A 20,153-nucleotide genomic window follows, 5' to 3' on the forward strand; every position below is an offset into this window, starting at 1 on the left:
TGCGCCGTCATTTTCAAGCATCCATAACCTTTATGTTACCAAATTAACATAACTTTACATTTTTATTGATGGAAGATTCGGGAAAAATAAAGAATGTCATCCATGCATAGCGGACTGTTTGCAACGACAGTCAACAGCAGGAAATCTGATGTGATTATGTTGGATACCATGAAAGGGCCTGACATATCCGCAGGTTGAGATGTAATAAAATATAATTTGCGTAATATTTATCCCGAGCCGGCGAAAAACATTAAGCAGCCTGACCGATGGCACAGGCCGTATGCTCAAAAGCGATGCAACCGGACCTGCTTTACCGCGTTTCACACGAATTATTCAAAAATATCGTGGCATCCATGCGCATCTTCGCTACTTAACAGATGCCAGTTACATCACTGCAATATCAATGGGCCAACGGCGCATCCTCTAAACCCAACAGTTTTTCGAACTCATCTGCCGGCATCGGCCGGCCAAACAGGTAGCCCTGCGCCTGCTCACACCCTTTGTTGAGCAATCTTTCACATTGCTCCTGTGTTTCCACACCTTCAGCGATTACATCCAGACCGAAGCTTTTTCCCAGATAGAGAATCGCGCGGACAATCGCCGCATCCGGCGCCGACTCACACATAGCGCGCACAAAGGTTTGATCGATCTTAAGCCGCGTGACCGGGTAATGCTTCAACATGCTGAGTGACGCATAACCTGTACCATAGTCGTCAAAAGCGATGCCGACGCCGCTATTACGCAGTTCATTGAGAGGTTTCATCATATTCTCATCGTGCCGCAATATGATGTTCTCCGTGATTTCCAGCTCCAGCGCGCCAGGTTTAAGACCCGTTTGCGTCAGGACTTCCTTGATTTTCTGCGCCAGCATGCCGGAACGGAACTGGGCCGCGAACAGGTTGATGCTGATACGGAAATTCCCCGCGCCAGACCGGCACCAGTCAGATGCCTGCTGGCAGGCGGACCGCACGACCCAGTCGCCAATACGCTCAGCCCAAGGGCCTCGCTCCAGCGCGGACATAAACGCCGCCGGCCCCAGCAGCCCTTTATAAGGATGACGCCAGCGCAGCAACGCCTCAGCGCCCACAACCTTACTGTTAACCAGGCTGACCTGCGGCTGATAAAACACCTCGAACTCTTCCTGTTCATACGCCCGGATAAATTCCAGCTGGAAAGCATGCCGAGCCTGAAATACTTCTCTCAGCTCACGGGTAAAGAAGCGGTAGCAGTTACGCCCGTCCGCCTTCGCCTGGTATAACGCCAGATCGGCGCTGGTGAGCAGATCCTGCACGGTTGTGCCATGCGCCGGATACATGACCAGCCCGATGCTGGCGCTGGTGTTGATTTGTTTGTCATCAACCGGCACAGCTTGCGAAATATCATAAATGATTTTTTCCGCCAGCGTTGCCACCTGCGCCTCGTCATTCTGCTTCGGCAACAGAATCGCGAACTCATCGCCCCCCATACGGGCCACCAGGTCGCCGGAACGCACGTTATCCTGTAATCGTTTGGCGACACTGGACAGAATCTCATCGCCGCTGGCATGACCAAGACTGTCGTTGATATCCTTAAAGCCATCCAGATCAATGATCATGATGGCGGTTGGCTCACCGTTTTTCAGCACCTGCTCCAGCGTGGACGTCAGTAACGTGCGGTTGGCCAGCCCGGTCAGCGGATCGCGGTGCGCCTGCAGGAACAACCGCTCTTCGTAACGTTGCCTTTCAGTGATATCGCGCAGAATGATGCCGTAACGCGTCTGATGGTTGTCATGCCACATCGACACCGTTAGCTCGGTTGGAATCAGGGTGCCGGGCAATGCGCGCGTTTCCAGCTCGATCGAGCTACCTTTGAATATCGCGGTTTTGTCCGTCGCCAGATGATGCAACTGCACCACGAACATATCCGGCACGATGATGCTGATGTGTTCGCCGACAATCTGCTCACGGCTGTACTCCAGCATTTTTTCTGCCGACTCGTTCCAGAAGGTGATCGTGCCTCTGTCGTTGACGCAGAGAATGGCATCCGGCGAGGACTCGGCGATGCTCTCAAAACGAGCCTGACTAGCGCGACGCGCCAGATCCAGCCGCCGCATCTCCAATTTGTCCATCACCAGCGCGGCAAAATCCTGCAAATTATGCGCATCGCGGGCGCTGAGAGAAGATCGGGGCTTGTTATCAATAATGCATAACACGCCGATGGGAAAGCCGCTCGGCGTCCGCAATGGGATACCAGCGTAAAAACGGATGTGCGGCTCACCGGTTACCAATGGATTATCCTGGAAGCGGGGATCCTTGCGCGTATCGGGGATCACCATGATCCGTTTTTTGAGAATCGCATGCGCACAGAATGATTCGTCTCTTGACGTTTCGCACACCGACATGCCGACGCTGGCGGCAAACAATTGTCGTTCTTCCTCTATCAGCGAAATCAATACGATAGGGACATTGAAAACGTTAGCCGCCAAATTGATCAAATTGTCAAAACCAGGATCAGACAGTGGTTTACTGATGCCGTACTCTCTCAATGCCTCAAGTCGGCTTTTTTCATCTTTATTTGCTGGGGCTCGACTCATGGGGGTTCCCCTCACATTATCCATTGTTTTTTCTTTCAGAAAAAATTGTAGCCTGTTGTCGCGACGGTGCTTACCGTAACTTTTCACGCAAAAAAATCATCGATGAATAAAATCCATCGATCTCTTTCGATTAAATTTAAAACGATAACTGGCTACTATCCCTCTTTGCTCGGTTTCTTCCCCACACCAGGGTTCGCCTCTTTCATGCAAATTAGCGGGCAGCGTCAACAGAATAGCAAAATGCAGACAAGGAGGAAGACCTGCCGTCAAGATTTTCTAAGATTCCTCGGTTCCTATAAAAAATAGAGGACAACGCAAGTGGTTAATTATCTTAATAGATCGTTATTCCCAATCGTCAACGTAAAGTTGATAACTTATCACTATAAAAATGTTCTTATTTACGGCTTATCATAACTGGCAGATCAGCGGATACGTTTTCTCTGATCGGTTAAATGCCGATAAAAGACTTTCTCTTTAAGAAAATTGGCGCGTAAAACCGAAATAACAATTATACCTACCGGCGTTATATCCGATGCCAATCTCATTCTGACCCGATGCGGAAATGAACAGGAAAAACAGGCTGCTGTGGGTTCACTCGCTTTATTCCGGACGAGATCGACGGTTCGCACGAAGAAAATGCGCTAAAAAAGAGAAGAGAAAGTAAAGTAATAGTACAAAAATGCGGAACGGCAAGCCCAAAGACTCACAATTAGTGCGGAATAGTACGTCAGAAAAACGGCAAACATCGCCGGAAAGCAACCTCACCCAGAAAAAAACCTCACGGAGGCCAGCGCCGCCGTGAGGTTCGATGTAATCGTCGATTACATATTGCTGATGATGTCCTGGGCAAACTCGCTACATTTACGCAGCGTAGCGCCTTCCATCAGTCGCTCAAAGTCATAGGTGACGGTCTTGTTCTTGATCGCGCCTTCCATACCTTTCACGATCAGGTCAGCCGCTTCAAACCACTGCAGGTGACGCAGCATCATTTCAGCAGACAGGATCACGGAACCCGGGTTCACTTTATCCTGGCCGGCGTACTTCGGCGCCGTGCCGTGAGTGGCTTCGAACAGTGCGCATTCATCACCGATGTTGGCGCCCGGCGCGATGCCGATCCCGCCTACCTGCGCCGCCAGCGCATCGGAAATATAGTCGCCGTTCAGGTTCATACAGGCGATGACATCGTACTCTGCCGGACGCAGCAGAATCTGCTGCAGGAAGGCGTCGGCGATCACATCTTTAACGATGATGTCCTTGCCGGTTTTCGGGTTCTTGATTTTTACCCACGGCCCGCCATCAATCAGCTCACCGCCGAACTCTTCGCGAGCCAACTGGTAACCCCAGTCTTTGAACGCGCCTTCGGTGAACTTCATGATGTTGCCTTTGTGCACCAGCGTCACGGAATCGCGATCATTGGTGATGGCGTATTCGATCGCGGCACGAACCAGACGTTTAGTCCCTTCTTCAGAGCAAGGCTTCACACCGATACCGCACTGTTGCGGGAAACGGATTTTCTTCACGCCCATTTCGTCTTGCAGGAACTTGATGACTTTGTCCGCTTCCGGCGTACCGGCTTTCCACTCGATACCGGCATAAATGTCTTCGGCGTTTTCGCGGAAAATGACCATGTCGGTCAGTTCGGGCTGTTTAACCGGGCTTGGCGTGCCTTCGTAATAACGAACCGGACGCAGACAAACGTACAGATCCAGTTGCTGGCGCAGCGCCACGTTCAAAGAACGGATACCGCCGCCTACCGGCGTGGTCAGCGGCCCTTTAATGGCTACACGGTATTCGCGGATCAGATCCAGCGTTTCATCCGGCAACCAAACATCTTGACCATACACCTGAGTGGATTTCTCACCGGTGTAAATTTCCATCCAGGAAATTTTGCGCTTGCCCTGGTAAGCTTTGTTCACCGCGGCATCGACTACGTTAATCATGGCTGGCGTAACATCGACACCGATACCGTCGCCTTCGATAAACGGAATGATCGGATTAGCCGGCACGACCAGTTTACCCTGGGCGTCAACCGTGATTTTCTGCCCTTCTGCCGGTACAACTACTTTACTTTCCATTAACCTCTCCTTCGAGCGCCATTTTGTTAATGACTTGTAAGATGCGTGTCAATACTACTTGAATATTTAGCCTGAGCCAATCACAAACCATTTCGAGTATAATGGTTTTGCCATCCACAGCCAGTAATAAGATGAATAAATTCCCTGTTAAAAATCACCGACTTAAACGATTCAGCTCTCGACCGGCAAAAAATGAATCCACCGCCGTAACGAAAACGCGCATCGTGTTGTTCAATAAGCCTTTCGATGTGCTTTCCCAGTTTACCGACGAGGGCGGCCGCGCCACGCTGAAGGACTATGTCCCCTTTCGCGACGTTTATTCCGCCGGGCGACTGGATCGGGATAGCGAAGGCCTGATGATACTGACCAACGACGGCAAACTGCAGGCGCGCCTTACCCAGCCCGGCAAGAAAACGCCCAAAATCTATTACGCCCAGGTAGAAGGCGTTCCCGACGAAGAGGCTTTGCACGCGTTTCGCTCCGGCCTGATACTGAGTGACGGCCCGACCCTACCCGCCGGTGCTGAACAGGTGGAAGAGCCGTCCTGGTTGTGGCCGCGCCAGCCGCCGATCCGCGAACGTAAAAATATTCCGGTTAGCTGGCTGAAAATCACGTTGTACGAAGGGCGTAACCGCCAGGTAAGGCGTATGACGGCGCATATCGGCTACCCAACGCTGCGTTTGATTCGCTACAGTATGGCGAATCAAACGCTTGATGGATTACACCCCGGCGAATGGAGGGAGATCGACCATGTTTAAACCGCATGTGACCGTGGCCTGTGTCGTACAGGCGGAAGGCTATTTTCTGGTTGTTGAGGAAGAAATTAACCACCGGCGTCTGTGGAACCAGCCTGCCGGCCATCTGGAGGCGGACGAAACCCTGATTCAGGCGGCGCAGCGAGAACTGTTTGAGGAAACCGGCATTCACGCCACGCCGCAAAGCTTCCTGCAACTACACCAGTGGATCGCGCCGGACAAAACGCCCTTTCTGCGTTTTAGTTTCACCATCGACCTGCCCGAACGGCTGCCCACCACTCCGCACGATAGCGATATCGCCTGCTGCCACTGGCTGAAGCCGGAAGACATTCTCAAGGCCGACTGCCTGCGCTCCCCCCTCGTGGCCGCCAGCCTGACATGCTATCAGCGCGGCCAGCGCTACCCGCTAAGTATACTGGAAGCCTTCAACTGGCCGTTTCCTGACCCGGCATAACGTTGGGAAAACCACGTCCGGTACGGCATGCGGCGTACCGGAACAGCCTATCCCTGCGCAGGCATCGGCCGTGCTTCCGCAGGGCGAGTGTGTTATAGTATTACGCCTGTTTTTCGCCTTAACGCTTTACATCATTAAGAATTAAGACGCTTTATTAAGAGTTCGCGAGACTGCCATGTCAGATAACAGCCAGAAAAAAGTCATTGTCGGTATGTCCGGCGGTGTTGACTCATCGGTATCCGCCTACCTGCTGCAACAGCAGGGGTATCGGGTAGAAGGCCTGTTCATGAAGAACTGGGAAGAAGATGACGATACGGAGTATTGCTCCGCCGCCACTGATTTGGCCGATGCGCAGGCTGTCTGCGACAAACTGGGCATTGAACTGCACACCGTCAATTTCGCCGCCGAATATTGGGACAACGTTTTTGAGCACTTTCTGGCGGAATACCGCGCCGGGCGCACTCCCAATCCCGATATTTTGTGCAACAAGGAAATCAAGTTCAAAGCCTTCCTGGAGTTTGCCGCCGAGGATTTGGGGGCGGATTACATCGCCACCGGCCATTACGTGCGCCGTAAGGATGTGGATGGTAAAAGCCGCCTGCTGCGCGGTCTGGACGGCAATAAAGACCAGAGTTATTTCCTTTACACCCTGAGCCACCAGCAACTGGCGCAGAGCCTGTTCCCGGTCGGCGAGCTGGAAAAACCGCAGGTACGCAAAATCGCGGAGCAGCTGGATCTGGCCACCGCCCGGAAAAAAGACTCCACCGGCATCTGTTTCATCGGCGAGCGCAAATTCCGCGACTTTCTGGCGCGCTACCTGCCCGCACAGCCCGGTCCGATTCTGTCCGTCGACGACGGTAAGGTGATGGGCGAACACCAGGGGCTGATGTACCACACGCTGGGTCAGCGCAAAGGTCTTGGCATTGGCGGCGTTAAAGAAGGCGGCGACGATCCGTGGTATGTGGTCGACAAAGATGTCGCCAGCAACGTGCTGTATGTCGCTCAGGGTCATGAACACCCGCGCCTGATGTCCGTCGGCCTGATAGCTCAGCAACTGCACTGGGTCGATCGTGAACCGCTGACTCAACCGCTGCGTTGCATGGTAAAAACCCGCTATCGTCAGGCCGATATTCCCTGCCTTTTAACGCCGATCGACGCGGACCGCATCGACGTCCGTTTTGACGAGCCGGTGGCCGCGGTCACGCCGGGTCAGTCCGCCGTATTTTATCTGGGCGAAGTCTGCCTTGGCGGCGGCATCATTGAAGAACGTCTGCGCGCGGCACAATAATCGGTCGTCGCATCAGTCAGAGGAACCGCATCGGTTCCTCTGGCATTTCTGACATCCCCACAAGAAACCAATCACACCAGTGCGCTGCGTCAAATAAAACGCGGCTCGGGCACCTTTTCCGTTTTCATGACACTAAACTTGAATTGCCGGACGATCGAGTCTGACGATTTTCAGCCTGAACAAGGTTTTACCGGGTTCAGGCTGGGTTCATGCTGATTTTTATGGCATGATCACCGCCCTTTTAGGCTGTGTGAGTGAAAAAGCCAGGGCATGTTCGCCGGCGTTTACTTTTCCTCTGGATCGAACCGGAAACACAGCCGAGTCGGAAACACAGATAGTACAGGTATTCCGGACTCGCACGCCGGCCAGATGATGTTGACAGGAGCAATTGTGGCTAAAAACTATCATGACATTACGCTGGCAATGGCAGGAATCTGCCAGTCTGCTCATTTGGTGCAGCAATTGGCACACCAGGGCAGTTGTAATATGGACGCGCTAAAAGCGTCGCTGAAAAGCATCATGAACATTAACCCGCCCAACACGCTGGATGTTTTTGGCAACACGGAACGTAATCTAAAAACCGGGCTGGAAACCCTGCTGGGCATTCTCAATTCATCACGCGAAGGGCTGGGCGCGGAACTGTCGCGCTATACCTTCAGTTTGATGGTGCTGGAACGCCGCCTGCACAATAACCGCGAAGCGATGGACGAACTGGGCAGCCGCATCAGCCAGTTGGACCGACAACTGGAGCACTACGATCTGCTGTCGGACACCTTCATTAATGTGCTGGCAGGCGTTTACGTGGACGTGATCAGCAAACTCGGCCCGCGCATCCAGGTGACCGGCGCGCAGGAAGTGCTGCGGAACCCACAGATTCAGGCGAAGGTTCGGGCGGCGCTGCTGGCCGGGATCCGCGCCGCCGTGCTCTGGCAACAGGTGGGCGGCAGCCGGCTGCAATTGATGTTCTCCCGCAGCAAGCTGGTGCGCCATGCGCAGGAGATCCTGGCCCGCTGCCAGGACTGACCCGAACCAATGCATCTGCTCATTGACGGCGGCCGCTTATTCCGGTTCAGCCGCCGCCATGAGATACTGTCTACTATGAAATACTATTCGCCATGAAATACCATTCGTCATGAAATGCTATTCGTCATGCGATAGGATGACGACAAACGATGTTCTTTATTTGAAAACAATCCCAGGAGTTGCTTGCGATGGAATTATCCTCACTGACCGCCGTTTCCCCCATTGATGGACGCTATGGCGATAAAGTCAGCATGTTGCGCACTATTTTCAGCGAATACGGTCTGCTGAAATTCCGTGTGCAGGTTGAAGTACGTTGGCTGCAAAAACTGGCGGCCTGTGCAGAAATCAGGGAAGTTCCTGCATTTGACGCTGACGCAAACGCTTTCCTTGACAAAATTGTCGCCGAATTCAGCGAAGAAGACGCCGCGCGCATCAAAACCATCGAGCGTACCACTAACCACGACGTCAAAGCGGTGGAGTATTTCCTGAAGGAAAAAGTGGCGGCGGTTCCGGCGCTGCACGCCGTGAGCGAATTTATCCATTTCGCCTGCACCTCCGAGGATATCAACAACCTGTCCCACGCCCTGATGCTGGACACCGCCCGTCGCGATGTGCTGTTGCCGTTCTGGCGCAACATCATTGACGCCATCAAACAGCTGGCGCTGCAGTATCGCGACATTCCGTTGCTGTCCCGTACCCACGGCCAGCCGGCCACGCCGTCCACCATCGGTAAAGAATTCGCCAACGTCGCCTACCGTATGGAACGCCAGTTCCGTCAACTGCAGCAGGTGGAAATCCTGGGCAAAATCAACGGCGCCGTGGGGAACTATAACGCCCATATGGTGGCCTACCCGGCAGTCGACTGGCACCAGTTCAGCGAAAGTTTCGTCACCTCGCTGGGCATCCAGTGGAACCCCTACACCACGCAGATTGAGCCTCACGACTACATTGCCGAACTGTTCGACTGCGTCGCCCGTTTCAACACCATTCTGATCGACTTCGACCGCGATGTGTGGGGCTACATTGCCCTCAACCATTTCAAACAGAAAACCATCGCGGGTGAAATCGGTTCGTCAACCATGCCGCACAAAGTCAACCCGATCGATTTCGAAAACTCCGAAGGCAACCTGGGTCTGGCTAATGCGGTAATGAGCCACCTTGCCAGCAAACTGCCGGTATCGCGCTGGCAGCGCGACCTGACCGACTCCACGGTGCTGCGTAACCTCGGCGTCGGCGTAGGTTATGCGGTCATCGCCTATCAGGCGTCCCTGAAAGGCATCAGCAAGCTGGAAGTCAACCGCGATCGCCTGCTGGACGAGCTGGATCATAACTGGGAAGTGCTGGCCGAGCCGATCCAGACGGTGATGCGCCGTTACGGCATTGAGAAACCATACGAGAAACTCAAAGAACTGACTCGCGGCAAGCGCGTGGACGCCGAAGGCATGAAAGCCTTTATCGACGGTCTGGCGCTGCCGGACGACGAAAAAACGCGGCTCAAAGCGCTGACCCCGGCCAATTACATCGGCCGCGCCGTGAAACTGGTCGACGAACTCTGACCCTGCTCCGGGCGGCATTATCCCGCCGCCCGGCTTAGCGTCTATCCCAACCCTATTGGGAGAGACGCTTATTTCCTGCCTCACTGTTTAGCCTCAGTTGATAACGACTGTGGATAATGCTGACGTACCGCCGACAATGGCGTATTTCTACCTATGACTATCCCGGATTGCGGTAAACGTGCGGGCGCAGGCTGCAAGGTCTGTACAACACGTTGATAGTTCACTAAGTTTGGATAGATCCCATCAGGAAAATGACCGAGGAAAACGTCATGCGCATTCTTGTCGTTGAAGATAATGTTCTGTTACGCCATCACCTCAATGTCCAGTTGAATGAAATGGGGCATCAGGTTGACGCGGCCGCGGACGCGAAAGAAGCGGATTATTTCCTTCAGGAACATGCGCCGGACATCGCCATTATCGACCTGGGCCTGCCGGTAGAAGACGGCACCAGTTTGATCCGCCGCTGGCGCGCGCATCAGATCAAATTGCCGATTCTGGTGCTTACCGCACGGGAAAGCTGGCAGGAAAAAGTAGCGGTGCTGGAAGCCGGCGCCGACGATTACGTCACGAAGCCGTTTCACATCGAGGAAGTGGTGGCGCGCATGCAGGCGCTGATGCGTCGCAACAGCGGCCTGGCTTCTCAAATCATCAGCCTGCCGCCTTTTGAGGTGGACCTGTCGCGGCGGGAATTACTGGTGAATGGCGACTCGGTGAAGCTGACGGCGTTTGAATACACCATCATCGAAACCCTGATCCGCAATAATGGCAAGGTGGTCAGCAAGGAGTCGCTGATGCTGCAGTTGTACCCGGACGCCGAATTGCGGGAAAGCCATACCATTGACGTGCTGATGGGCCGATTGCGCAAAAAATTGCAGTCCGCCAATTCCCACGATGTCATCACTACCGTTCGCGGGCAGGGTTACCGCTTCGATATCTAATCATTCTGGACGGTATGTTTTATTTTGGATGGCATATTATTTTGGATGGCATATTGAAAAAATCTCCTTTTTCGCTGCGTTTTCGCTTTCTGATCGCCACCGCCGCGGTGGTGCTGGCGCTGACGCTCTCCTACGGCATCGTCGCCGTGGTGGGATACAGCGTCAGTTTCGACAAAACCTCATTCCGCCTGCTGCGCGGCGAAAGCAACCTGTTCTACAGCCTGGCGCAATGGCACGACAATCAACTGACTATCGCCACGCCGCCTGAAATCGACATCAATTACCCGACGCTGGTGTTTATCTACGATAAGCACGGCAAACTGCTGTGGCGGGAGCGCGCCGTCCCGGAGCTGGAATCCCAGATCAAATCGGAATGGCTGGAAAAAACCGACTATCACGAGCTGGACGCCGACACCAACACCAGTAATGCGGTATTGCAGGGCAGCAACCCGCAGATGCTGGACAAACTGCACGCCTACAGTTCAGAAGACAAAACGCCGTTTACCCATTCTATCGCCGTTAATGTTTACCCGGCGTCCGAACGCCTGCCCAAAATGGTGATTGTGGTGGTGGACCGGGTGCCGCAGGAACTGCAACAGGCGGACGTAGTCTGGGAGTGGTTCCGCTACGTGTTTATCGCCCATCTGGTGCTGGTATTGCCGCTGCTGTGGCTGGCGGCGCACTGGAGCCTGCGGCCGATCAAACATCTGGTGCATCAGATCAGCGAGCTGGAGCACGGCTCCCGCGAGCATCTGGACGAAAATCCGCCGCGGGAACTGAACAGTCTGGTACGCAACCTGAATACGTTGCTGAGTAATGAGCGCCAGCGCTATCACAAATACCGCACTACCCTCACCGACCTGACCCACAGCCTGAAAACGCCGCTGGCCGTGCTGCAAACCACGCTGCGTTCGTTGCGTACCGGTAAAGAATTGACCATCGAGCAGGCCGAACCGATCATGCTGACGCAAATCAGCCGTATCTCGCAGCAAATCGGCTATTACCTGCACCGCGCCAGCGTGCGAACGGAACATCTGGCCATCACGCGGGAAGTGCACTCCGTTCCGGCGCAGTTGGACGCGCTCTGCTCTGCGCTGAACAAAGTGTACCAGCGTAAAGGCGTGGTGCTGACGATGGACATCGCTCCGGAACTGACCTTCATTGGCGAGAAAAACGATTTTATGGAGGTGATGGGCAACATCCTCGACAACGCCTGTAAATACTGTCTGGAGTTCGTGGAAATCAGCGCTCGCTATTCCGGTCAAAAACTGCATCTGGTGATTGAGGACGACGGCCCCGGCATTCCCGACAGCAAACGGGAAGTGATTTTCCAGCGCGGACAACGGGCGGACACATTGCGCCCCGGTCAGGGCATCGGGCTGGCGGTCGCGGCGGAAATCATCGATCAGTATCAAGGGGAAATTCTGATCGGCGCCAGCGCGCTCGGCGGCGCCAAGGTGGAAGCCATTTTCGGCCGTCAGCATCTTGGTCAGAATGAGAACTGACACCGTCTGGCATTAACCGTCTACAATACAGGGAAAACCACCGTCTGCCGGTCGACACGGTTCAGGATTTTTTAACCCTCCGTCTCGCCCGTGAATTAAGGACGGGACACCATCGCGGCGACTTCGTTATAATCGCCGACAGCTCCCTGTTACTGGAAATGCGTTATGGACTACCAACTTAATCTCGACTGGCAGGATTTTCTGGCCCACCACTGGCAAAAAAAACCGGTAATCATCAAAGGTGGTTTCCGCCATTTCATCGATCCAATTACCCCCGACGAATTAGCCGGGCTTGCTATGGAAAACGAGGTGGACAGCCGGCTGGTCAGCCATCAGGACGGCCGCTGGGATGTTAGCCACGGTCCGTTCGAAAGCTACGACCACCTGGGAGAAAGCAACTGGTCTCTGCTGGTGCAGGCGGTCGATCACTGGCATGAACCTTCCGCCGCGCTGATGCGCCCTTTCCGTCAGTTGCCTGACTGGCGCATTGACGACCTGATGATTTCCTTCTCGGTGCCGGGCGGCGGCGTTGGTCCGCATCTTGACCAGTACGACGTGTTTATCATTCAGGGTACCGGCCGCCGCCGCTGGCGCGTGGGCGACAAAGTGCCGATGAAGCAGCACTGCCCGCATCCTGACCTGCTGCAAGTCGACCCGTTCGACGCCATTATTGATGAGGAACTGGAACCCGGCGATATTCTCTATATTCCGCCCAGTTTCCCGCATGAAGGCTATTCGCTGGAAAACTCGCTCAACTACTCGGTAGGCTTCCGCGCGCCCAGCTCCCGTGAACTGGTCAGCGGTTTCGCCGACTATGTGCTGTCTCGTGAACTGGGCGGCCAGCGCTACAGCGACCCGGATATCCCTTCGCGCGCGCATCCGGCGGACATACTGCCGCAGGAGCTGGATAAACTGCAGCACATGATGCTGGATCTGGTGCAGCATAAAGACGCTTTCCGCCAGTGGTTCGGCGAATTTGTCTCTCAGTCGCGTCATGAATTGGACCTGGCGCCGCCAGAGCCGCCTTATCAGCCGGGCGAGATGTACGATCTGCTACAACAGGGCGAGGCATTGCGCCGTCTTGGCGGGCTGCGGGTTGTGCGTATCGGCGAGGACTGCTTCGTAAACGGCGAGCATCTGGACAGCCGCCAGTCGCAGGCAATTGCCGCGCTGGCGCACTATGACGTGCTGAATGCCGAACGCCTTGGCGACGCGCTGGACGATCCCTCGTTCCTTGCTCAGTTGACCGCGCTGGTCAACAGCGGCTACTGGTATTTTGTCGACTGATTATCGGTTTCCCGGTCATCAGAAACGCAAGAGACGCCATTCGGCGTCTCTTTTTTTGCCCAAAGCCCAAACCATTATCAGGCTTTAACCGACATGCTCTCACTGCTGCTCTGCCGGGTTTTGGCACGCAGCGCGGTCAGTTCGGCGATACGCATAATCACCGCCACCGCGCTTTCCATCCCTTCCAGCGTGACAAACTCGTGCTTACCGTGGGCATTGTAGCCACCGGTGAACAGATTAGGGCACGGCAGCCCCCGGAAGGAAAGCTGCGCGCCATCGGTGCCGCCGCGAATCGGCTGCATCAGCGGCGTAATGTCGCAATCGCGCATCGCCTGCTGCGCCAGCGCGATAATATGCGGGTACTGCTCTACCTGCTCGCGCATGTTGTAGTAGCTGTCGGTAATCGTGACCTCGATATAACAATCCGGGTGCAACCCTTTACCCACCGTTTCAGCAATATCCAGCAGGGTTTTCTTGCGCCGCTCAAAACCGTCGCGCTCAAAATCCCGGATGCTGTAATGCAGCTCGGCCCGCTCCACGGTCCCTTTCGCGCTGTGCAGGTGGTAGAACCCCTGATAGCCTTCGGTCTGTTCCGGGGTCTCATCAGCCGGCACCAGTTGGTGGAAACGCGTCGCCAGCGACAGCGCATTAACCATCACCCCTTTAGCCCAGCCAGGATGCACATTGTTGCCGACAATCTTCACCACTGCCGACGCGGCATTGAAGTTTTCATACTCCAGCTCGCCCACGCCGCCGCCGTCCACCGTATAAGCCCACTCGGCCCGGAACGCCTCGACATCAAAATGCTGCGCGCCCTTGCCCACTTCCTCATCCGGCGTAAAGGCGACGCGAATATCGCCATGTGGGATCTGCCGCTTTTTCAGCCGCACCAGCGCGGTAATGATCTCCGCGATCCCCGCCTTGTCATCGGCGCCCAACAGCGTTTTGCCGTCGGTCGTAATCAGCGTCTGCCCCAGCAGATGGTGCAACACCGGGAACATCACCGGCGACAGCACCTCGTCACCCACGCCCAACGCGATATCACCGCCGCGGTAATTCTCCACAATCTGCGGATTAACGTGCTTGCCGCTGAAATCCGGCGAGGTATCCATATGAGCGATAAACCCCACCGCCGGCACCGACCAGGCCACATTGGACGGCAACGTCGCCATCACGCAGCCGTGCTTGCTGACGGATACCTGCTCAAATCCCAGTTCGGTCAATTCCTGTTGCAGCGCCTGCGCCAGTTTTAATTGCCCTTCGGTACTCGGCACCTGCCGTACACCCGGTTTGGACTGGGTGTCAAACGCAACATAATTCAAAAAACGATCAAGTAATTTTTCCATCACCACCCCCTCCGATGGATTACGTGTTTCATTATGTAGAGGGTGTCAGCGTCAGATATTGCGTCAGGTCAGTTTTTATTGGTTTTCCCCCCGGCGCCACCGCTCAGGCCGCCAGCGCCGCGGGGCAGCGAACACACCGGCATACCGGCCGCGCCATGAGGCTCAGCAATTAAACAACAAACCATTAACACATAGAGACTGGCGACCACGTGTCGCCACAAGGCAGGAGTATGGGCCGGCGGTTTGACGCCCGCCGGCATGCGTAGGTTACAACCACTCGTAATACTGGCCCAGACTTTTATCGCAGCCGCAGCAACTGCCGCATTTTGGCGCGGCTTCGCCGCTGTGAAAGCGAATTTTGCCTTTCTGCACCCACACCGCCAGCATCCCTTCCACTACGCCGGGATCCGCCTTAAAAGCGGTGCTGATGTCCTGCAGCGACACCTTTTTTCTTTCGCGGACAAAATCCCGCAATTCCAGTAGCGTCATTATGTTCTCCCCGGCGGGCGGCAGGCCCACCCGACTGGTTACTTCGCTTCACCCACCGCTATTCGCTGGCGTTGCAAGCCATTACGGCGCAGCATCATCACCGTGACGCACAGCATCGCCGCCACACCTACCAGCGCGCATGACGAATACAGCGGATGCTGGGCAAAACGTCCGATCTGATACACCACCACCGCGGTACTATACCCGACCTGAATGGTCCACCCGGCGCAGAATAGCGTCCAGGCGGTTCCCACTTCACGCCAAATAGCCGACACCGCCGCCACGCACGGGATGTACAGCAGCACCATCAGCAAGTAGCTGAATGCGCCCAACCGGCCGTCAAACAGCTGACTAATCACGGTCAGCGAGGTGACGGAAAACTTGTTGTCTTTGGCGATGGTATCGGTATCGGTCAAATCCCCGACGTTGATCCCCATCGGGTTAAGCAGCGCGTCGCCCAGCTTGCCCAGGTTTTCCGGAATGGTCGCCAGCGCGCCGTGAATACCATCGATCAGGCTGAAGGTTTTTTCCTCCTTCGCGCCGCCGCTCTGCGAGGCCGCCATGGCGCCATACAGCGAATCCAGCGTACCGACGACCGCCTCTTTGGCGAAGATCCCGGTGAAGACACCCACCGCCGCCGGCCAGTTCTCTTCCCGGATCCCCATCGGTTTGAACACCGGCACGATGGCTTGTCCCACTGCCGACAGCACCGACTTCTGGGTATTCTGGTTGCCGAACGAACCGTCCGTCCCCATCGAGTTAAGGAAACCCAACACCGTCACCACTACCACAATTAGCCGGCCGGCGCGCAACAGGAACCCTTTCAGGCGCTCCCAGGTACGGATCAACACGCTGCGCAGACTGGGCAGATGGTAAGGAGGAATCTCCATGACGAAGGCGGAAGCATCGCCTTTCAGCGCAGTGTTTTTCAGCAGAAAACCGGTGGCAATGGCGGCGGCAATCCCTACCAGATACAACCCGAACACCAGATTCTGCCCGCCTTCGACAAATAGCGCCGAGGCAAACAACACGTATACCGGCAGCCGCGCGCCGCAAGACATAAACGGCGCCATCATCACCGTGACCACGCGATCGCTGTGACGTTCCATAGTACGGGTCGCCATCACCGCGGGCACGTTACAGCCAAAACCGACGATCAACGGCACAAACGCCTTACCCGGCAAACCGATGCTGCGCATGAACCGGTCCATCACGAACGCCGCCCGCGCCATGTAACCGGAGTCTTCCAGCCAGGACAGGAACAGATACAGACAACCGATCACCGGAATAAAGGTGGACACGGTCTGAATACCGCCGCCCACGCCATCCGCCAGCAAGGTTTTCAGCCATTCAGGGGTGTGCAGCGCCAGCAGCAGTTCGCCGAACCCCTCCACCAGCAATGTGCCGAACAGCTTATCGAAGAAGTCGATAAACGCGCTGCCGACATTGATGGTGAACACAAACATCAGGTACATCACCAGCAGGAAGATCGGAATACCGAAAAAACGATGCAGCACAATGCGGTCGATCTTGTCGGTCAGGGTGGCGGAGACTTCGCCGCGCCGGGTGATCACCTCACGAGCCACCGCTCCCACAAACTGATAACGCGCGTCCGCCAGAAAGATATCCAGCTCATCTTCATATTCCGCCACCAGCCGGGTCACCTGCGCATCGGCAAACGCCAGCGCGTCAGCAGGCACCCGGTGACGCACGGTAACATCGCCTTCCAGCAACTGAATCGCCAGCCAATGCGGATTGCGAATGGCACTCTGCCCCTGCAGCTGTACCGCAATCGCCTGCGCAGCCTGGCTCAGCGGCGCGTCGTAAGGAATCGACACCGGTGGAATGACCGGTTGCGCCAGCGCCGCCTGACACACCTCGCGCAGCATCTCGATGCCTTTCTTCTGGCTGGCGGTAATTGGGATGACCGGACATCCCAATCGCTGCTGCAAACCGGCGATATCAATGTCCAGTTTGCGGGCGATGGCGATATCCATCATGTTGACGGCCACCACCATCGGCACCTGCATATCCAGCAACTGCGCGGTGAGATACAGGTTACGCTCCAGATTGGAAGCATCGACGATATTCAGCACCAGGTTGGCTTCACCGGACAGGATGTAATCGCGTGCCACCCGCTCATCTTCCGAACTCTCGGAAGACGGGTTCAGCGAGTAAACCCCAGGCAGATCCACCAGCGTCACCTGCTGTTGCTGATAACGGTAGCTCCCGACCTTCTTTTCCACCGTCACGCCCGGCCAGTTGCCGACAGTTTGCTTACCGCCGGTCAGGACGTTGAATAACGTCGTTTTGCCACAGTTCGGGTTACCCACCACGCAAATTACGGATTGCGTACTCATAAAAAATCCTTACCTGCCCGGATTAACATTTTTCCAGAATCAAAATCTGCGCTTCGCCTTTGCGCACGCTGATCGCCGCGCCGCGCAGACGCAGCTCAATCGGGTCGCCCAACGGCGCCACACGCGACACCGAAAACTCCACCCCCGGCGTAACGCCCAGCGCCAGCAGACGCTTGCGGTAATCCGCCGAGCCCTTCTGAAACCCCAGCACACGCCACTGTGTGCCCACCGCCAATGCTTCCAGTGTCATCGCTGTGTTGACCTCATACCCATTGTTGCGTCAGAAGAACGACCGTTGTCGTAAACCTGTTGTTGTAAAAACGGTTGTTATAAACACCGTTATTCTAAAACCTGCGGTTATAGACCGATTGTCAGGCTGATTATTGCTGTGGCGACACCCACACCTGCTTGCCCATCTCCCAGTTGATCGCCACCCGGCTATCGCCGGCGGCCAACATCAGAGGCTGATTGGCGTCGCGCTGAATCACGCGCACCTGCCCGCCGACGCGGATGCCAAGCTCGGTCAGCCGTTGCTGGTATTCGCCCGTTGAACGGATACGCGCCACCACGGCATTCACGTTAAGAGGGAGATCAAGCAGCGTTTGAAGACTCAGGGCCATACGACATTCCTTCACTGACAGTACGCGGCATTCCGCCAACCCACTGGCGGCAATGCATCAAAGCAAGTAATAACGATTATCAATCATATTCCTGTCTGCGGGTCGTCCCTTGACGTGCGTCAAGGGACGTGAAGATTGGGGGAATGGCGGGAAGGTACGGAGTTTATGCGTTAAGCAGCAGCGAGGAAAACTATGCCATCGGTTCCCCTGATGGAATGGAGAACACACCGACGACATAACTCGCGCTCAAGGCAAGGGGCGTGGCTTACCGAGGCCGGATTTACCGACGGGATGCCGTTAGAAATACGTGTCATGCCCGGCTGCATGGTGATCACCGTGCAGAACACCCGCGAGCTGTGGCACTGTCTCGAAGGGCTGAGCATCGAACCCTTTGACCCGGACGCGGCGGCCAACTGGATCAAGCATTACCCCGGCGGGCTGACGTTTGCCGAGTAACCAACACCACCCCCCGGTCATACCGGGGTTTTTTGTTTTATGGCTGGGGTGTCGGGGCATGGCCCTGACCGGGTGGTTTTGGGGGCACGGCCCACTGGCGGTGGCCACAAAACATTTCCTGTCCGGGTGGTTAGGCTTTTTCGGGCAACCCCGCCGCTCAAGTTCAAGAGCGACTGATAGTTAAGGTGGAACTCAGGGTCTGATAAGCAGATAAAAAAATCCCGGCCTGTTTTAGGGGCTGGGATTTTTGTTGCTAATGAGACACAGACAACTCATATAAACGAGTTCTTAATTCATCAAAGATATCATTCTCAGCCTGTAGCATTTGTCCATCTTTACACAACACAAGATCATTCAAAGATCCCATGCCACCGTACAAATTAAGAATTCTATAAATCGCATCTTGCGGATCATCATCAATGTAGTTACACAGTCGCAGTAATATATGTGACCAGTCACTCATATTACAGTCGGCCAATAAAAACGCCATTTCATTCAATACTTCTTTAATTTCAACAGATTTTATCATTTCAAAGGCTCTTTAGAGATCACCTCAACTCCGGGTAACTTCCACGGTGTTGGTATCACAACCTGCTGAGTTCCCCCAACATAAAATCCACTTTGGGAACCAACTTCACCGACATAGTATTTAGTTCCGGCAGGGATTTTAATTCCGAATGTGGTATCTATAGGCGACTTATCCCCAGTAGGCCATACAGGAAGTACCGCTTTATCAATTCGCGTTTGAATCACACTTGTCGGCTTCTCGAAACTAAAATATTGCCCAAAGGGAGTATCACTTACCCCAGCACGATACAAGATCGTATCTTCAGTGAAGATTTTTTCCTGATAGCGTCCACCTGAGAATGTTTCCGCCATTGATGGTTTAAGTGGACCGGGTTTGATTGCTGAATATTCTCCAGACTCTAAAGCAGGTGTTATTCCCTTACTATCTGGAACAGTCGGTTTCATCCCATACACACCAGCCAGTGCCACCGTAATAGCATGAGCCGTCATGACAGAATCATACTGCGACGCCACGTCATCCCAGCCTTTTCCGGTCGCTTTGGCGATGGCAGTGATGGCCGCGTCGCGGGTGATGCTCCCTTCATCCAGCCCTTTCAGTATCGCGCTCGCATTGGCCGCATCCTGCGGGTACAGGTCTTTAAAGATCAATCGGTAACTCGCTGCACTTTCACCGTAACTGTTCAGCGCCTGCTGCGCCTGAGCCACCAGTGCCGAGCACGCCCCGCCTGACTTGTTGCCCTGCGTACAGATATCACGGATGGCCTGGTCACGATCTTTATCCAGTTGACGGGTATCGGCCAGTTCCTTGGCTTCGTCCGCTGTCAGTGTCCCGTCTTTTTCCTTACGCTCCAGTGCAGTTTTCTTTTCCGCTTCTTTCGCACTCAGATAGTTATTCTCCACC

The 20,153-nt window shown here is 55.0% G+C and carries 18 protein-coding genes; 9 read left to right on the top strand and 9 right to left on the bottom strand.

The genetic code is table 11. From position 1 onward, the window contains the following. Positions 1-400 precede the first annotated feature (400 nt). Both DXXMK7_RS11390 and icd read right to left on the bottom strand, forming a co-directional pair. Entirely contained in the window at positions 401-2,572 is a 2,172-nt protein-coding gene (locus tag DXXMK7_RS11390) for an EAL domain-containing protein (protein ID WP_038919184.1), read from the bottom strand. Between the two features lie 821 nt (positions 2,573-3,393). Then, positions 3,394-4,647 carry an NADP-dependent isocitrate dehydrogenase gene (gene icd / locus DXXMK7_RS11395; RefSeq protein WP_038919185.1) on the bottom strand — a complete coding sequence of 418 codons (1,254 nt, stop codon included), beginning with the start codon at positions 4,645-4,647 and terminating at the stop codon, positions 3,394-3,396. Between the two features lie 131 nt (positions 4,648-4,778). On the opposite strand from icd, the gene rluE reads away from it, so the two are divergent. The 8 genes from rluE (at position 4,779) to DXXMK7_RS11435 (ending at position 13,453) form a co-directional block, all read left to right on the top strand. Continuing rightward, on the top strand, positions 4,779-5,405 hold the full coding sequence (gene rluE, locus DXXMK7_RS11400) for a 23S rRNA pseudouridine(2457) synthase RluE (protein WP_038919187.1): 627 nt from the start codon (positions 4,779-4,781) through the stop codon (positions 5,403-5,405). Continuing rightward, on the top strand, positions 5,398-5,856 hold the full coding sequence (locus tag DXXMK7_RS11405) for an NUDIX hydrolase (protein ID WP_038919188.1): 459 nt from the start codon (positions 5,398-5,400) through the stop codon (positions 5,854-5,856). Before rluE ends, DXXMK7_RS11405 begins: the two co-directional genes overlap by 8 nt. Before the next feature lie 175 nt (positions 5,857-6,031). Continuing rightward, positions 6,032-7,144 (top strand): tRNA 2-thiouridine(34) synthase MnmA, encoded by a 1,113-nt coding sequence (mnmA, locus tag DXXMK7_RS11410; protein WP_038919189.1) that lies wholly within the window; start codon positions 6,032-6,034, stop codon positions 7,142-7,144. Between the two features lie 390 nt (positions 7,145-7,534). Next, positions 7,535-8,167 (top strand): high frequency lysogenization protein HflD, encoded by a 633-nt coding sequence (gene hflD, locus DXXMK7_RS11415; RefSeq protein WP_038919190.1) that lies wholly within the window; start codon positions 7,535-7,537, stop codon positions 8,165-8,167. Positions 8,168-8,355: 188 nt separating this feature from the next. Next, entirely contained in the window at positions 8,356-9,723 is a 1,368-nt protein-coding gene (gene purB / locus DXXMK7_RS11420; protein ID WP_038919191.1) for an adenylosuccinate lyase, read from the top strand. 269 nt (positions 9,724-9,992) lie between these two features. Continuing rightward, positions 9,993-10,661 (top strand): two-component system response regulator PhoP, encoded by a 669-nt coding sequence (phoP, locus tag DXXMK7_RS11425; RefSeq protein WP_038920986.1) that lies wholly within the window; start codon positions 9,993-9,995, stop codon positions 10,659-10,661. Positions 10,662-10,675: 14 nt separating this feature from the next. Continuing rightward, a complete protein-coding gene (phoQ, locus tag DXXMK7_RS11430; protein ID WP_049842450.1) occupies positions 10,676-12,166 on the top strand; it encodes a two-component system sensor histidine kinase PhoQ in 1,491 nt (496 codons plus the stop codon). 165 nt (positions 12,167-12,331) lie between these two features. Next, positions 12,332-13,453 carry a cupin domain-containing protein gene (locus tag DXXMK7_RS11435; protein ID WP_038919193.1) on the top strand — a complete coding sequence of 374 codons (1,122 nt, stop codon included), beginning with the start codon at positions 12,332-12,334 and terminating at the stop codon, positions 13,451-13,453. 77 nt (positions 13,454-13,530) lie between these two features. Here the strand turns inward: DXXMK7_RS11435 and pepT are convergent, their stop codons facing one another. The 5 genes from pepT to DXXMK7_RS11460 form a co-directional block, all read right to left on the bottom strand. Further along, positions 13,531-14,799: a peptidase T gene (pepT, locus tag DXXMK7_RS11440; RefSeq protein ID WP_038919194.1), complete on the bottom strand. Its 1,269-nt coding sequence runs from the start codon at positions 14,797-14,799 to the stop codon at positions 13,531-13,533. Positions 14,800-15,066: 267 nt separating this feature from the next. Then, entirely contained in the window at positions 15,067-15,288 is a 222-nt protein-coding gene (locus DXXMK7_RS11445; protein ID WP_033112326.1) for a FeoC-like transcriptional regulator, read from the bottom strand. A gap of 38 nt (positions 15,289-15,326) precedes the next feature. Further along, positions 15,327-17,648 carry a Fe(2+) transporter permease subunit FeoB gene (feoB, locus tag DXXMK7_RS11450; RefSeq protein ID WP_038919196.1) on the bottom strand — a complete coding sequence of 774 codons (2,322 nt, stop codon included), beginning with the start codon at positions 17,646-17,648 and terminating at the stop codon, positions 15,327-15,329. A 22-nt stretch (positions 17,649-17,670) separates the two neighbouring features. Further along, the gene (locus DXXMK7_RS11455) at positions 17,671-17,898 is read right to left on the bottom strand and encodes a FeoA family protein (RefSeq protein WP_012769649.1); all 228 of its coding nucleotides are present in this window, start codon (positions 17,896-17,898) and stop codon (positions 17,671-17,673) included. A gap of 130 nt (positions 17,899-18,028) precedes the next feature. Next, on the bottom strand, positions 18,029-18,268 hold the full coding sequence (locus DXXMK7_RS11460; RefSeq protein WP_016941525.1) for a FeoA family protein: 240 nt from the start codon (positions 18,266-18,268) through the stop codon (positions 18,029-18,031). A gap of 210 nt (positions 18,269-18,478) precedes the next feature. On the opposite strand from DXXMK7_RS11460, the gene DXXMK7_RS21365 reads away from it, so the two are divergent. Next, the gene (locus tag DXXMK7_RS21365) at positions 18,479-18,724 is read left to right on the top strand and encodes a SymE family type I addiction module toxin (RefSeq protein ID WP_049842451.1); all 246 of its coding nucleotides are present in this window, start codon (positions 18,479-18,481) and stop codon (positions 18,722-18,724) included. Between the two features lie 253 nt (positions 18,725-18,977). Here DXXMK7_RS21365 and DXXMK7_RS11465 read toward each other — a convergent pair whose 3' ends face one another. Both DXXMK7_RS11465 and DXXMK7_RS21370 read right to left on the bottom strand, forming a co-directional pair. Beyond that, positions 18,978-19,253, bottom strand: coding sequence for a hypothetical protein (locus DXXMK7_RS11465; RefSeq protein WP_038919197.1), 276 nt, complete (start codon positions 19,251-19,253; stop codon positions 18,978-18,980). After that, positions 19,250-20,153 (bottom strand): DUF6862 domain-containing protein (locus tag DXXMK7_RS21370; protein WP_371205656.1); only part of this gene is annotated, 904 nt, incomplete at its 5' end. The genes DXXMK7_RS11465 and DXXMK7_RS21370, both read right to left, overlap by 4 nt.

The organism is Dickeya sp. MK7, from assembly GCF_000406305.1.
Classification (GTDB): domain Bacteria; phylum Pseudomonadota; class Gammaproteobacteria; order Enterobacterales; family Enterobacteriaceae; genus Dickeya; species Dickeya fangzhongdai.